This window comes from Hwangdonia sp., assembly GCF_048381975.1.
Taxonomy (GTDB): Bacteria; Bacteroidota; Bacteroidia; order Flavobacteriales; family Flavobacteriaceae; genus Hwangdonia; species Hwangdonia seohaensis.
In genome coordinates this window covers 144,214-159,009 of record NZ_JBLWYT010000003.1, presented here as the reverse complement: position 1 = coordinate 159,009, position 14,796 = coordinate 144,214, and the positions used below count along the sequence as shown (strand labels likewise).

The window sequence follows — 14,796 nt, the reverse complement described above, 5'->3', positions numbered from 1 at the left end:
AAAACTCAATTGAATATGCAAACTGAATTCATTATGAAAAATAGACTTTTTTCAGATGAAGCGCAAAATATAACCGATAAAATACAATTTTAATTGGTTTTCATGATTAATTAATTAATATTTTAGTGTAAAATGATTTTTAAAAATCCTTCCATCTTGTAAGGTGACCGCAAACCAGTAATCGTCGGCGGGCAGTTTTTCGCCATTAAAGCGTCCGTCCCAACCGTCGCCCAAAGGGTTCAACTGTTTTATCAACTTGCCAAACCTGTTAAAGATGAGGATGTTGGTGTTGGGCTGGAACATGCCGGAAATCCCTTGAACTTGCCAAGTATCGTTGTCGCCGTCGTTATTGGGCGTAAAAAACTTGGGGAACCCGATAACCGACACCAGGTCTTGCACGGTGCCACAGTTGTTTTTAATGTCGCGGACGGTTAGGGTGTAAATGCCCGGTGAAACGTTTTCGAACATATTGCTTTCCTGATAGGGTGCGTACACCACATTGTTCTCGTCCAGCAATCGGTACTCGTAAACCCCTTCGCCAGAAACCAAAACGGTAATGGTATTGTTTTGGGTGGCATCGACCACTTCAATGGTTTCAAAAGTGGCAATGTTCGAAGGATCTACGACAATGGTGCGTTGTTTGGTGCAGCCATTGGCATTGGTAACCGTAACGTTGTAAGTGCCCGCTTGATTTACATTGATTTGATAGGTGCTTTCCCCGGTAGACCAACTGTAGGTATAGTTTGAAGGCGAATCGTTTATAACAGCGGCGTCCAAAGCGATGGTGTCCGGGAAAAAGTTGAGGCAATAATACGCCAAAGCTTCGGTTTCAATATCGGGCAGCTCGTTTACGGTCAGGGCCACTTCGCTTATGCCGTAGCAGTTGTTGGCGTTTTCAACCCGCGCATAAATAATTTGTGAGTACGGATTTGTATTGGTGAACGATGTGCCCAGGTTGTTTGTTTCAAGTAAAGCATCATCATAGGTTTCGTAGTAGGCAATGGTCAAGCCGGTTGGAAGCCCGCTCACAATAGCGCTATCGGCATCGCTCAGGTTAAAGTTGAAAAAACCGTCTTCAGCACCATCGTCATCACAGGCAATAAGCTGGGTATCGCCGGAATCGGTGACGCTTACATTCAGGGTCAGTTCCGATGGCGAAAAGCAGCCCGTTGCATCGTTGACCACGTCCACGTATATGGTTTGCGGATTGCTTGTGTTGGTAAAGGCGTTGCCGTCAACTTGGGCGGTCCTCGCCGCATCGGTATAAAACCTGGTTGAAAGTCCGGAGACGTTGTTGGTTAAAACCGCATTAGCTTGGTTGAGGTTGAACAGCGTAAGCCCATCGGCAGTGCCATCCTCGTCGCACTGCAACAGGGTGTGGTTGAAGGCTTCGGGGTTAGGATTAAAAACCACAAAGGCTTCACCTTCAATAGCGCAGTCACCGTTATTGGGATCAATATAAACTTCGTAATGCCCATTTTGAGTAACCACTAAATCATAATCACTTTCAGTCAAAGGATTTCCATCACGTGTCCAACTATAGGTAGCACCAGTTATTTGGTCGGCCGTTAAAGTATACGTATCATTGATACAAAGCGCAAGGTTTATGGAATTCCTGCCGTTTTTAATAATGTCTATTTTTTCATTAAAAAAAGAAGCTATAAAAGGAGGCAACCCTTGTGACGAATTATTTGGTGAAACACTAATGGCGTTGTGGCTATAGTTCGCACTAAAACCAACACCGTTCGGATTATTGATTACCCCAAGATAAGGTAAGCCATCGTTGTAAGTTGCGCTTAAAGCTCTGTAAATTTTACCGTTTGGACCAAGTTGCAAACCACCTCTATATAATTCTCGATCATCTATAACAAATGAAGATGTAGAAATATTTGATGCTAGAAGATTGTATTGGAGTAATGATGAGGTGTGATTTGATGGGATATTATTGTTGGCCGGCGTTTCAAAATCGAAAAAATTGTTATACGAATGCACATAAAGCAACTGACTGTTTGGTGAAAATTCTACACCATAACTCGCATAATTAACAGATGGTAAATTAAGTTGCAATTGATTGCTTACAACACCTGTGGCGGCATCAAAATCATATAAATACAGTCCATCCCTAACATTGGCACATGCCACTTTTTCGCCATCGGGCGAGAGTTTTAAATAGCCTCGTGCATCTGAAACAAAAAGACTAAATGTTGAAGCGACCGATGTGGTGTTAACCCCTAAATTGTTAACTTCAAAAGCGTGAAAGGTGTTAAAAATATCTGCATCGCCATTTTCTGATGCTAGGGTAAGCACCCAAATGGATTTGGTAATGCAATCCTTTAAAACCGCCGTAATTTTTTCGGAACAACGCTGAAGTAAATTTGTGTTTTTAGTGGTAACTGCACCTAGTCCACCATCTAAAGTCATGTCGACTTGCGAATAGTTCAAACCGAAATCATTTCCGTCAAGACCATTATCAACTGTGAAAATGTAATAAATATTGTCATCGTCTGGTTTAGGTACAATAATAGCAGATTGTGTACTGGACGAATCGCCATACAAGCCCAAGCCGTTCAACATGGTGGCATGGTTTTTATTCCAAACGCGAGTGCCATCTGTATAAAACAACAAATTCCCAGAACTGTCTGAAATGGATGCACAACCTTCGTTTGTAAATAATTGCCCATCACTTACTGAGGTCACAGAATTGTTGACTTGGTTAAATTTTATGCCACCACCAAAGCCAAAGTACCAATTGGCGGCTTCACTTTGGGCAAAACCATTTAAACCGATTAAACAGCTTATTAAGAATATGGCAATTTTTTTCATCTTTCAGTAGCGAATGCCACCAAAGGTATTATAAATCTCGCTTTTTTAATAATCTGTACGATAAAAAGATAAATAGAGCAGTCCAACCTATTACAATGGCAAATTCGTGCCAATGTACAGCATAGTCATAAGCTAATTCTCCTTTGTCTGGAAACTTAGTCATGGCTATACGTTGGAATGGTTGGTCGATTAATTTATACATGGATTTTAACGGAAAGAAGTTTTGAATCCTTTCTGCAATATTAGCATCAAATTTCCAAACGATTAATCCAAATACAATCCATTCTAAAATATATAAAATGAATAAAAAGGCCAATGCAAAGGCAGATCGTTTTACGAGCATCCCAAAAAACAAACACAAACTAAAAAAGGCAATAAGCTTAACAAAATAGGCGAGTATAAACTCGGTTTCCCTGAGCACAATGGAAGCTTCGGTATAGCTGGAATAGTACAAACCTATGCACAGCGAAATAAAACTTATTAATACCGTAGAAACAAACGAAAAGAAAATAATGGTGTAGAATTTTGATAGGATAAATTCCTTTTTACTTAACCCGTCAATTAAGTTTTGTTTGATGGTTTTGTTGCTGTATTCGTTTCCAATCATACTTACAACCACAATGGCAAAAAAGAATTTGAATTGCGATGCGAAAAAGGTGGTTAAATGCCAGATAATCGGGAAGTTGAAAATGCCCAATTCACCCAATTCCAATGTAAAAAAACCGAATACATTTATCCTTAATGATGATAATAATATAACAAAGAAAGGCAGAATGAACGATACGAATATGAGTATTTTACTGGTTCTGTTAAGTAGTAGTTTTTGTAATTCTAAGTTTAAAAGACGTAACATAAAGTTAGTTTGTATTTTGGTTGGATTTAGTTTTATTTATTGTCTGTTAATTGTAAAAATTGTTCTTCTAAACTCTCTTTACGCTGTACTAAATGGGTGAGTATAATACCGTTTTCAAAAAGGTATTTATTAAAGTCTTCAGAAAGCATCGGTTCGTTTAAAAAAGCGGTTATCAATCCATCTTTTACTTTAATCGATTTGAATGAAGCATTGTTTTCCAAAAGTTTTATCAAATCCTTTTGCTTGTTACATTTCAATTCAAAAAAACCGTGACTTGAAATCATTTCGTCAACACGACCCGAATATAATTTTACGCCTTTGCGCAAGACCACAACGTGCGAGCATACTTTTTCAACTTCATCCAACAAATGCGATGCCAGTAAAATGGTGGTGCCTTTGGCTGCAATTTGCTTAATGATTTCCCGAATTTGATGAATACCTTGGGGGTCCAACCCATTTGTAGGTTCGTCTAAAATTAAAATTTCCGGATCGTTTAATAGTGCCGAGGCAATAGCTAAACGCTGTTTCATCCCTAAAGAATAGGTTCTAAACTTACTGTCTTTTCTATCTAACAAGCCAACAATTTCAAGCTTTTCTTCAACTTTACTATAATCAACGCCTTTAATTTTGCAAACCAGTTTTAAATTCTGTGTCGCCGTCATATATGGGTAAAAGTTTGGTCGCTCAATTATGGCACCAACTTTTTTTAAGGCATCGTGTGTGGTTGTTTGCCCGTCAAACCATTTAAAATCGCCATGTGTTTTATTAACAACATTTAAAACAATGCCTAAGGTTGTGGATTTTCCGCTTCCGTTTGGTCCTAAAATGCCATAAACGTTACCTTTGTTAATGGTAAACGACAAATCTTTTACAGCGGTTAAATACCCAAATTTTTTGGTAAGATTATTAATTGTAAGTATTGGTTCCAATATGTGTGGTTTTTATGCTGAATTAATATCAACACGGTTAGTTATTAAAGTATGACGATGCTCAACTTGTTTTGTTACACGATTATCAATAAAAGCTTTAACTTTGAATAATTTTATATATGTATGCAAGATTTAAAAATATCTAAAAAAAAGCCATCGTTCCCAATATCGGATCAGTTGAACGACTATCTTTCTGAATACAACAGAAATATTGAAATTCCTATCTTTTATGATGATTTATTGCGATTTCAAGGTTCGGTAGTGGTTTATGATAAAGATGATAACGATACGTTGTGGATACGGGTTTATTATAACGATTACGAGCGCGAAGAGATAGATTTGTCTTTAAAAAAAGTGTACACCATTTTACATTCTGATGGTAACGAAAGCACCATTCCGTTTTTAAATGTTGATGCCATTGATTACTGCACCTTTGGAAACTCGAAACCATTTAGAATAAAAATCAGAAATATTTTAAATGACAATTACACCTATTTTTATGTGAAAACTGCCGATGCATCGCGTGTTTACGGGCTTGAACTGGAGCACATGCTATCGCCTTATAACTTGAATTTTTTGGTGTACAATAATACCTTGATAGAGGAGCACATTGCAGGAATTCCGGGTGATGAGTTTATAAAAAAGATGCTTCCAAATTGTTCTAAATCTGAAAAATCTCAAATCGCCAAAGAGTTTGTCAAGTTTAACGAACGCTGTATGATTAGGCTTTTGGGCGATATGCGCTCTTACAATTACGTAATTGTGCCCACCCACGATTTTGACCATGTGGTGTACAAAATAAGACCCATAGATTTTGACCAACAATGTTACGAAGGCAAGTTTAATATTTACAGGCCCCAGTTTTTTAAGGAAAATTTTGAAATGGTTGAATTGGTAGCCAATAGTTTCCAGAAATTTTCGATAGACCAATATAAAATTGAAGAACGCTCTACGCTTGTAAAACGGTTAAAAAGCTTTCACGGTAGGATAGATGAGCTTATGTCATGTATGCTTAACGATTCCATATCCAAAGATGCCAACATAGATTTGCTTAAAATGAAAATATTTGAGTATACCCAAGACGTAAACTTTAAACGTTGTAATAATATGGGGCAAATTCTTAAAGCGGCACTTGAGTTTTTGGTAAGAAATTATGAAGATGTCAACCTTAAAAGGCTTAAAGCTTAATTCCAGTTTTCATCAAAATCCAGATTGTCGTAGTCGTCAATATCCAACTCGTCTTCAAATTCATTAAAGGTGTCATCGTCATCGGCTTCAAATAATTTTTCTGGAGCGTTATCCGGTACTTGACCTTGTACAAACATAAGGTTGGGGTAGTCATAACCTTCCTCTTCCTCAACAATTTCAGCGAGCTCAACATAAAAGGTCCACATGCTTAAAAAGTCGTAAACGTAAATTAGTTTGGTTTGTGCTTCGTGCACCACACTATCCAAAGACGTTTCGTTCATTAAACGTGCAGAATTATCGTCGCTTAAATCGAACAACGAAATTTCCTCACCTTGATCCCATTGATCGTTGCTCAAATAGAACGATGCCATTTCAGAACCATCAAACCCAAAAGACTGCGTGATGATGTTGTGCAAATCCTCAAGCGTATCGGTTTCCCGGATTTCTACATCGCGAAAAACATCCTCTTCGGTATCGTTATCAAGTATAATTCTAAATCTGTAAATCATTCTGAAAAATTATTGCTGCAAAGATAAGTCTTTTTGTGCTATTTACTAAAACGGTGCAAGGTAAATGTCATGGCACTTAATAAGAAAAAAGCACCCATTTGATGCGCCACACCTAACCATAATGGCACCGCATAAATAATTGTAAATACACCCAATAAAAATTGGAAACCAACCAAAATAAGCAAGGCATCTACACTTTTTTTCTGCAGATTCGTAAGCGTTAGTTTTCGGGCTTTAAACCATAAAATTACAATCGAAATGACTACGATATATGCTAAAGTTCGGTGAATAAATTGAATGCCACTTGGGTTTTCAATTAGGTTTTTATAGAAGGGTTCAAGGATATACACCGTGTGATGCATAAATTCATTTTCATTCATTAAAGGCCAGTGGTTATGGAGCAATCCAGCCTTTAGGCCAGCTACAAATGCACCATAAATTATCTGAACAATTAGGATTAAATAGCTTACGATAATAAGATTTCTAAATTTGGTGTTTATTGGTTTTTTGTTTGGGTAAATTAAATCCAAAGCCACCCAAAGTGTGGCCGCAAACGTGAGGAATGCTGTGGTTAAATGCGCCGCTAAACGGTAATGGCTTACATCGGGCCTATCAACCAACCCGCTTTTAACCATATACCAACCCAAAAAACCTTGAAAGCCACCAAGCACCAATAAAATCAGACATTTTTTAATCGTTTTTTTGGTGAGCTGTTTGGTTGCAAGAAAGTATAAAAACGGAATGATAAACACCAAACCTATAAGCCTGCCAATAACACGGTGCAGCCATTCCCAGAAATAAATACTTTTAAAATCATCAATGGTGAAATGCGAATGTAGTTTTTGATACTCGGGATATTGTTGGTACAGCTCGAAGGCCTCTTGCCACTCGGTATCGTTTAATGGCGGAATGGTGCCTGTTATTAATTTGTAATTTGATATGGACAATCCCGAATCGGTAAGCCTCGTAATGCCACCAACTACCACCATTATAAAAACGAGGACACAGCCCGTAAGTAGCCAGTAAATAACTTTTTTGTTGTCTTTCTTCATTTTCTGTCATTCCCGCTTTCGCGGAAATATTATTAATTAAAACTTAAATCGTTAGCTTATTTTTTTAGAACTTTCCTAAAACATAAACTGTTTTCTACATTTTTGTACGGTTCGAAATTTGGAATGGTGGCGTAATTATTTTTCTTATAAAACCCAACCGCTTCCACTTGACGAATACCGGTTTCTAAAACACAAGATTTATAACCCAATTCGTGGCTCCAAATTTCCAATGCGTTTAAAATTTTTGAAGCCACGCCTTGGCCTCGGTATTTTGGATTGGTGTACATACGCTTGATTTCTACACTGTTTTTATCAAATTCCTTAAACGCACCGCAACCCACAGGGGTTTTATCCGAATAGGCCATTACAACGTGTTTTAATACATCAATGTTATTGTATTGGTTATAAAAATCATGCTCCTCACCATCAACAATAGCGAGGTAATTATCTAGTTGTTTTACTAAATCTTTAAAGTCTTTGTTATCCGAATTTGTCCTAACAATGTGCAACATTATTACGTTGATGCTTTTAAGCCCAAGCGTTTCCCCTCCTTTAACATGAGCTGATACGCAGCTTCATATTCATTAGGAATATCGCCTTCTAAAATGGCTTCTTTTATGGTTTCTTTTATCATGCCAATTTCGCGTGACGGTTTTAGGTTGAAGGCTTTCATAATCGCTTCTCCGGAAATGGGCGGTTGAAAATTACGAACGTGGTCACGCGCTTCAACTTCTGTTATTTTTTCTCGAACTATTTTAAAGTTATTGTGATATTTTTTGAACTTTTTTGGATTTTTCGTGGTAATATCGGCTTCACAAAGTGTCATTAAATCTTCAATATATTCCCCAGCATCAAAAATCAAACGGCGAACGGCTGAATCTGTAACATCTTGCGCCAGGGCAATGGGTCGGGAACTCATAAACACCATTTTTTGTACAAATTTCATTTTGTCATTTAATGGCATTTTTAATCTTTTGAATAAACGATATACCATTTTTGAGCCTTCAAACTCGTGCCCGTGAAACGTCCAGCCTACTTTTTTGTTGAATTTTTTTGTTGGTGCTTTACCAATATCGTGTAATAAAGCGGCCCAACGCAACCACAGGTTATCAGTGTGTTTTGCAATATTGTCAACGACTTCTAAAGTGTGGTAAAAATTATCTTTATGGCGTTGGCCTTCAATTTCGTCAATGCCTTTTAAAGCCGTAAGTTCTGGCAGAATATGCTGTAGCAAACCCGTTCTGTCCAATAGTAAAAACCCTATTGACGGCGTTTCGCTTTCCAAAATTTTATGAAGTTCGACAACAATCCGTTCGTTGGTTATAATTTTAATCCGATCGCAGTTTTTGCTAATGGATTTTAATGAATCTTCTTCAATTTTAAAATCGAGCTGTGTGGCAAAACGTATGGCGCGCATCATGCGTAGCGGGTCGTCGCTATAAGTAATATCGGGATTTAACGGCGTTTTTATAATTTGATTTTTTAAATCTTCAATGCCGTTAAACGGATCGAGTAAATCGCCAAATTTATCTTCGCTTAAATCTAGAGCCAGTGCATTAATTGTAAAATCCCGTCGATTTTGGTCGTCTTGTAAAGAACCATTTTCCACTATAGGATTTCGGCTGTTTTCGTTATATGATTCTTTGCGAGCACCAACAAATTCTATTTCAATATCATCGTACCGAAGCATCGCCGTTCCGTAGGTTTTAAAGATTTGAACCTTGGGTTTATTGGGTAAATTTTTGGCGACTTGTTTAGCGAGTTCAATCCCGCTGCCAATGGCCACAATATCAATGTCTTTGGCAGTGCCACGCTTTAAAATATAGTCGCGTACAAAACCACCAATAACATAGCTGTCTAATTTTAATGTTTTAGCAGATTGGGATATGATCTTAAAAATGGAATGCTTGAGTGCGGTTTTATAATTCATTTTTTTTGCTGCCACGAATTCACGAATGTTTTATAAAACAATTCTTTTGTGGTCTAATAAGTCTTTGTGAAAATTTGCTAAAATTGCGAGTTTACATTGCGATACTTTTAAATAATTTAAACATTGGGCAGTATGCTTATCGTGCAGGTTTTCGGTCGATTTTATTTTTAAAATAATTTTATCAAAAACTACAAAATCTGTATAAAATTTATGTTTTAACAACGCATCTTTATACGCAACGCCAAATTCTTTTTCTCTTTGAAATGGAATATTCAAGCTTCTTAGTTCGTATTCGATAGCATCTTTGTAAACAATTTCTGAAAAACCACTTCCCAAATTATTATAAACTTCAAATAAAGCCCCAACAATAGCGTAGCTTTCATCCTTATAAATAATTTTAGACATAAATATTCGTGTATTAGTGGCTATTTTTTATTCCCGAATCACCTTAACAATCCCGCTATTGCTCAATTTAATAATTGAAGAAGGTTTGTCGCAGATTTTTTCGTGATGCAAATTTACAACATAGTCCACACCTTTTAAAATGGCAGGCGCTATTTCTTTAAATGATTTAGGCGTTGGTTGTCCGCTAACATTTGCCGAGGTTGAAACAATGGCGCCATTAAGTTTTCTTGATAGTTGATAGCAAAAATCATCGTTGGGAATACGGATGGCTATCGTGCCATCGTCTGCAATTAAATTTAAAGCCAAATGTTGTGCTTCATCATAAATGATTGTGATGGGTTTTTCAGAAATATCGATGATGCTATATGCGGCTTCGGGTATTTTTTTTACGTATTTTTTCAGCATTCTGTCGTCGGCAACCAAACAAATTAAAGCTTTGCTGTCCTCACGCTGTTTTAGTTTGTAAACCTTTTTAACCGCTTCAGGGTTTGTGGCATCACAGCCAATACCCCAAACGGTATCGGTTGGATAGAGTATAAGTCCACCATTTTTTAAGACTTGGAGTACATTTTTAATCTCGGTATTCATCAAAAAAATTATGAAAGACTTTCTTTTTTTACCAATAAAACTTGATAGGCATCAATTAAAATTTTCCAGTTTTTTTCAAGCATATAGGCGATTACGGTTTTGCCTTTTCCGCCGCCCGGTAACCCGCAATCGTCGATAAGTACTATGGAATCTTTATGCAATTTATCTTCGATGGTTTTAAATTCTTTTAAGTGATGTTCCTGACTTTTCATTTGAATCTCCGTATCGGTTTTTGAATAGTCGTAACTATCTAAATACAAGAAATCTACGGGGTCATCGAAGGTTTTAAGAAACGCTAACGAATCGTTTAAATGCACCGTAACCGTATCGTTTAAATTTTGGTTGTCAACTTCGCTTTGCGAGCCTTTTACCGAATCTTCGCTAATATCAACAGAGTGCATTTTGGCATGGTTTTGCTGTGCCCATTTTCCAAAAACTATGGTCGCTCCGCCATCACCTTTGGTGTTATTCAACCCTTCTCTGGAAGTGCCGGTTTCAATAATGGTTTTAACTTTTCTTTCGTCCAGTAATTTAAGTGTTTTTGCAAAAGTTATTCTTCGTCTTCTAAAATTATATTTAAAAGGCATAAACGGATATAATGATTTGTGTTTTGCGAATTTTATGGCATAGTGCATCAAGACTGCCAATAGGATAACTGCAATAATTATTTTAAAAATCATTATAGGTTTTTTTAATGGTTAGGCAGCAAATTTAGGATTTACTTTTTAAATAAAATGCTTTTATAAACTTCAATATATTGTTTTGCGGCGTTATTCCAATTAAAGCTTTTGGCGTGTTTTACGTAATTTTGGGAGAATTTGGTTTTGTTTTTGTTGAACGTATTTAAACCGTCTTTTAAAACTTTGGCCATGTAAGTGGATTCGAAATGATTCCAATAAAAAGCGTGTTCGCCGCCAATTTCGGGTAACGACGTGTTGTTTGATAGAAAAACGGGTTTCCCAAAACGCATGGCTTCAATGGGCGGAATACCAAAACCTTCGCGCAACGACGGAAACACAAACCCTTCGCAGTTTTGCATGTAATATTGCTTATCCAATTCGGATATTTTTCCGGTGATGATAACGCGGCTTTCCAGTTTTAACTTTTTAATGGTGTTTTGCAATGTGGCACTGGCATACCCCGTATTGTTGTTGCCCGAAAGGATTAAATTGTATTCCGGCAAAAGCGCTAACATTTCAACCAAAGTATGAAAGTTTTTACGTTCGGTAAATTCGCCAATGCTAAATAGATATGGTTTTTTAGAAGTTAATTTCGGTTTATGGTTTTCGGGAATTTCAATATCGATAATCGGGTTGCCGTTATAAATAACGAATTCCGGTACATTTGGCACCTTAAAATATTGATGGGTAGATTGTTTAGCATAGTCCGAAATGTACGTAATGGCAGTGCTTCGGTTGAGTTTGTTTTGGAATTTTATGTTTCTTTCGTGGTTTAAATCGCTTGAAACTTCATCAATAAAATTAACATCGTGCACCGTTAACAAATACGGCATATCGTAATGGGGTTCAATTTTAATATTCTGATTTAAACAATGCCATAAATCGTATTTTTTCCTTATTCTAAAAGCTTTGTGCCGTCGTAACGAATAGTATTTTTTATAGTTAAAATATGTGCCGAATTCTTCCTTTAAAACATGGGTGTCTTTGGCGTGAAGCGTAATTTTAAAGCCCTCGATATTTGCATTATATAGCCCTTTTATTAAATGATAATTAAACTGGCCAAAGCCAAAATGTTGGTTCTTTATGTTGTGTGATTCTAAAAAAATATGCTGCATGCCGTGTTTTTTACAAAGAAAAACAAATATAATATGAAATGCTTTGGATTTTTTAAAAGAAAAACTAATCGTAATATTGTGGCATGAATAAAGTGTTTCATAAATTATACAAACCCTTTGAAAGCGAGCTCGATAATTTCATCGAAAATTTTGATGTGCTTGGTGAAGATTTTGGCAATCAAGAAAGAAATTCACTCAAATTATTTCAATTGGGTGATGAAACGATTAACGTTAAATCGTTTAAAGAACCGCATTTAATCAATCAAATCGCGTATCGTTTTTTTAGAAAAAGCAAAGCGCAACGCTCATTTGAATACGCCAATACGCTGAAAGATTTAAACATCGGCACTCCGTACCCTGTGGCGTATTACGAATTTAAAACTCCTTTTTTATTCAAAAAAAGCTATTATATAAGCGAGCAGATTGATTGCGATTATACGTACCGGGAATTAACAACCGATTTTAACATTCCAAATTACGATGCCATTCTCAGGGCCTTTACACGATTTACATTCGATTTGCACGAAAATGGGGTGCATTTTTTAGATCATTCCCCAGGAAATACGTTAATTAAAAAAACCGAAAAAGGTTACGATTTTTATTTGGTGGATTTAAACCGCATGGAGTTTAAGGATTTGGATTTTGAAACGCGGATTAAAAACTTTTCTAAATTGACCATTCATAAATCGATGGTTGAAGTGATGAGTGATGAATATGCTAAATGTTCTGGAGAAAACTACGAGACCATTTTTAATTTAATGTGGCAGGAAACCGAAGCTTTTCAAGAAAAATACCACCGAAAAAGACGCTTAAAAAAGAAACTTAAATTTTGGAAGACCTATTGAGTTTTTGAAGTTCTTTATAGCGGTAATAAACACCATAAGCACTTAAATAACAAATTTGAAAACCAGCTTTTCCATCTAAAATACCGAGCCTAAAAATATAGTTTACCACAAACTTGTAAAATGGCCTAAATATAAAATGGAAAGCGTTGGCTTTTTTGCCTTTTTTAAAAAGCTCTAAGGCTTTTAGGCTTGCATAGTGCTCCATTTTTGCTTTATAATGGGCAGCACTATCAAAGCAATAATGCAGCATATTGTGTTTTAAAATACCGCTTTTACCATCAATTTGTGGCATTTCGTGTACTATTTTGTCTTCAATATATTTAACCTTGTTCCTTTTGAATAACCGGTAAGTGGTATCGGTTTGAAAGCCGCTAAAACGGATTCTTTTTTTCTTAAAATAATACAAACGTTTAACCATAAATGCCGCAACATCGGTTGGATTGTTTACTGTAGTAATAATTTCGGTTTTTAATTTATCGGTTAAGCGTTCATCGGCATCAATAAACAAAACCCAATCGTGAGTGGCCTGTTGCAAGGCAAAATTCCTTTGGTCTGCAAAGTTTTTAAATTTGCGTTTTATGGTGGTAACGTGTTTAGATTCAGATAGCTTTTCAAGCGTTCCGTCTGTGCTAATGGAATCTACAACTATAATTTCGTCAGCGAAACTAATATTGTTTATAACGGCTTCAATGTGATTGATTTCGTTATAAGTGATGAGTGAGGCTGATATTTTGTTAGAATTCTTCAATTTAGAAGTAATGATTTAAAAGCATTATTTATTGAGTTCCTTTTTTACTTTTTGCAAAGCCGAAGCTATTATTTGATGCATATCGTAATACTTATATTCAGCAAGTCTGCCACCAAAAATAATGTTATCTTCTTGAGAAGATAATGCTTTGTATTGCTGATATTTGTTTTGATTGTTGTCGTTATTAATAGGGTAGTATGCCTCTTTTTCTTTTGTCCATTGCTCGGGGAATTCTTTGGTTATAACGGTGTGGTTTTGTTTCCCAAACTCGAAATGTTTATGCTCGATAATTCGGGTGTACGGAATATCGCCATCGTTATAATTTACTACGGCATTGCCTTGGTGGTTTTCTTTTTCCAAACGCGTGTTTTCAAAGCGCAGCGAGCGGTATTCTAAATTCCCGAACTTATAATCATAGAATTCGTCTATTTTTCCGGTGTACACAATTTTTGAAGCTAATTTGCTTAATGCTTCTTTATTTTCAAAAAAATCAACATTGGTTTTTGTTTCAATACCTTCCAATAAACCATCAATAATTTTGTTGTAACCACCTATGGGAATGCCTTGGTATTTATCGTTAAAATAGTTGTTGTTAAAGGTATAACGCACGGGTAATCGCTTAATAATAAAGGCAGGAAGTTCAGTTGCTTTTTTGCCCCATTGCTTTTCGGTGTATTCTTTTATCAGCGTTTCGTAAACGTCTTTTCCTATTAAAGATAAGGCTTGCTCTTCTAGGTTTTTCGGATTTTCAAAACCGTATTCTTTTATCTGGCTTTCTATAATTTTTTTAGCTTCCTCGGGTGTTTTTGTGCCCCATAACTGGTAAAAGGTGTTCATGTTAAAAGGCAAATTGTACAGTTTTCCTTTAGAAATTGAAACGGGGGAATTCACATAATTATTAAATTCCGCAAATTGGTTTACATAATCCCAAATCTGTTTATCGTTGGTATGAAAAATATGGGCGCCGTATTTATGTACGTTAATACCGTCCACATTTTCGCAGTACACATTGCCTCCCACATGGTTTCTTTTATCGATAACCAAGCATTTTTTTCCAGCTTTGTTGGCTTCGTATGCAAATACGCAACCAAATAATCCGGCACCAACAATTAAATAATCATACTTTTGCAT

15 protein-coding genes are annotated in these 14,796 nt (G+C 36.3%); 2 read left to right on the top strand and 13 right to left on the bottom strand.

What is annotated here, in order from left to right; genetic code table 11:
- Positions 1–114 precede the first annotated feature (114 nt).
- Genes ACN5J7_RS06895 through ACN5J7_RS06885 form a run of 3 tightly spaced genes read right to left on the bottom strand, consistent with a single transcriptional unit; the run spans position 115 to position 4,605 of the window.
- Entirely contained in the window at positions 115–2,823 is a 2,709-nt protein-coding gene (locus tag ACN5J7_RS06895) for a T9SS type B sorting domain-containing protein (RefSeq protein ID WP_418603332.1), read from the bottom strand.
- Between the two features lie 28 nt (positions 2,824–2,851).
- Positions 2,852–3,676 (bottom strand): ABC transporter permease, encoded by an 825-nt coding sequence (locus ACN5J7_RS06890; RefSeq protein WP_311940315.1) that lies wholly within the window; start codon positions 3,674–3,676, stop codon positions 2,852–2,854.
- Between the two features lie 32 nt (positions 3,677–3,708).
- Positions 3,709–4,605 carry an ABC transporter ATP-binding protein gene (locus ACN5J7_RS06885; protein ID WP_418603331.1) on the bottom strand — a complete coding sequence of 299 codons (897 nt, stop codon included), beginning with the start codon at positions 4,603–4,605 and terminating at the stop codon, positions 3,709–3,711.
- Positions 4,606–4,728: 123 nt separating this feature from the next.
- Between ACN5J7_RS06885 and ACN5J7_RS06880 the strand changes: the two genes are divergently transcribed.
- Positions 4,729–5,793, top strand: coding sequence for a hypothetical protein (locus ACN5J7_RS06880; RefSeq protein ID WP_311940319.1), 1,065 nt, complete (start codon positions 4,729–4,731; stop codon positions 5,791–5,793).
- Here the strand turns inward: ACN5J7_RS06880 and ACN5J7_RS06875 are convergent.
- Genes ACN5J7_RS06875 through ACN5J7_RS06840 form a run of 8 tightly spaced genes read right to left on the bottom strand, consistent with a single transcriptional unit; the run spans position 5,790 to position 12,072 of the window.
- Complete coding sequence (locus tag ACN5J7_RS06875; protein ID WP_418603330.1) at positions 5,790–6,302, bottom strand: IS1096 element passenger TnpR family protein; 513 nt, start codon at positions 6,300–6,302, stop codon at positions 5,790–5,792. The genes ACN5J7_RS06880 and ACN5J7_RS06875 overlap by 4 nt on opposite strands.
- Before the next feature lie 38 nt (positions 6,303–6,340).
- On the bottom strand, positions 6,341–7,354 hold the full coding sequence (locus tag ACN5J7_RS06870; protein ID WP_418603329.1) for a COX15/CtaA family protein: 1,014 nt from the start codon (positions 7,352–7,354) through the stop codon (positions 6,341–6,343).
- A gap of 56 nt (positions 7,355–7,410) precedes the next feature.
- Positions 7,411–7,866 carry a GNAT family N-acetyltransferase gene (locus tag ACN5J7_RS06865; RefSeq protein ID WP_418603328.1) on the bottom strand — a complete coding sequence of 152 codons (456 nt, stop codon included), beginning with the start codon at positions 7,864–7,866 and terminating at the stop codon, positions 7,411–7,413.
- A gap of 2 nt (positions 7,867–7,868) precedes the next feature.
- Positions 7,869–9,284 carry an HD domain-containing protein gene (locus ACN5J7_RS06860; protein ID WP_418603327.1) on the bottom strand — a complete coding sequence of 472 codons (1,416 nt, stop codon included), beginning with the start codon at positions 9,282–9,284 and terminating at the stop codon, positions 7,869–7,871.
- Positions 9,285–9,314: 30 nt separating this feature from the next.
- Positions 9,315–9,689 (bottom strand): GxxExxY protein, encoded by a 375-nt coding sequence (locus ACN5J7_RS06855; RefSeq protein WP_418603326.1) that lies wholly within the window; start codon positions 9,687–9,689, stop codon positions 9,315–9,317.
- A gap of 27 nt (positions 9,690–9,716) precedes the next feature.
- Entirely contained in the window at positions 9,717–10,277 is a 561-nt protein-coding gene (locus ACN5J7_RS06850) for an L-threonylcarbamoyladenylate synthase (RefSeq protein ID WP_418603325.1), read from the bottom strand.
- A gap of 8 nt (positions 10,278–10,285) precedes the next feature.
- Positions 10,286–10,957 carry a class I SAM-dependent methyltransferase gene (locus ACN5J7_RS06845; RefSeq protein WP_418603324.1) on the bottom strand — a complete coding sequence of 224 codons (672 nt, stop codon included), beginning with the start codon at positions 10,955–10,957 and terminating at the stop codon, positions 10,286–10,288.
- Positions 10,958–10,995: 38 nt separating this feature from the next.
- Entirely contained in the window at positions 10,996–12,072 is a 1,077-nt protein-coding gene (locus tag ACN5J7_RS06840; protein ID WP_418603323.1) for a glycosyltransferase family 4 protein, read from the bottom strand.
- A gap of 83 nt (positions 12,073–12,155) precedes the next feature.
- On the opposite strand from ACN5J7_RS06840, the gene ACN5J7_RS06835 reads away from it, so the two are divergent.
- Positions 12,156–12,917 (top strand): lipopolysaccharide kinase InaA family protein, encoded by a 762-nt coding sequence (locus tag ACN5J7_RS06835; RefSeq protein WP_418603322.1) that lies wholly within the window; start codon positions 12,156–12,158, stop codon positions 12,915–12,917.
- Here ACN5J7_RS06835 and ACN5J7_RS06830 read toward each other — a convergent pair.
- Positions 12,895–13,665, bottom strand: coding sequence for a glycosyltransferase family 2 protein (locus ACN5J7_RS06830; protein WP_418603321.1), 771 nt, complete (start codon positions 13,663–13,665; stop codon positions 12,895–12,897). The two genes, ACN5J7_RS06835 and ACN5J7_RS06830, sit on opposite strands and share 23 nt — an antisense overlap.
- Positions 13,666–13,689: 24 nt before the next feature.
- A complete protein-coding gene (glf, locus tag ACN5J7_RS06825; protein WP_418603320.1) occupies positions 13,690–14,796 on the bottom strand; it encodes a UDP-galactopyranose mutase in 1,107 nt (368 codons plus the stop codon).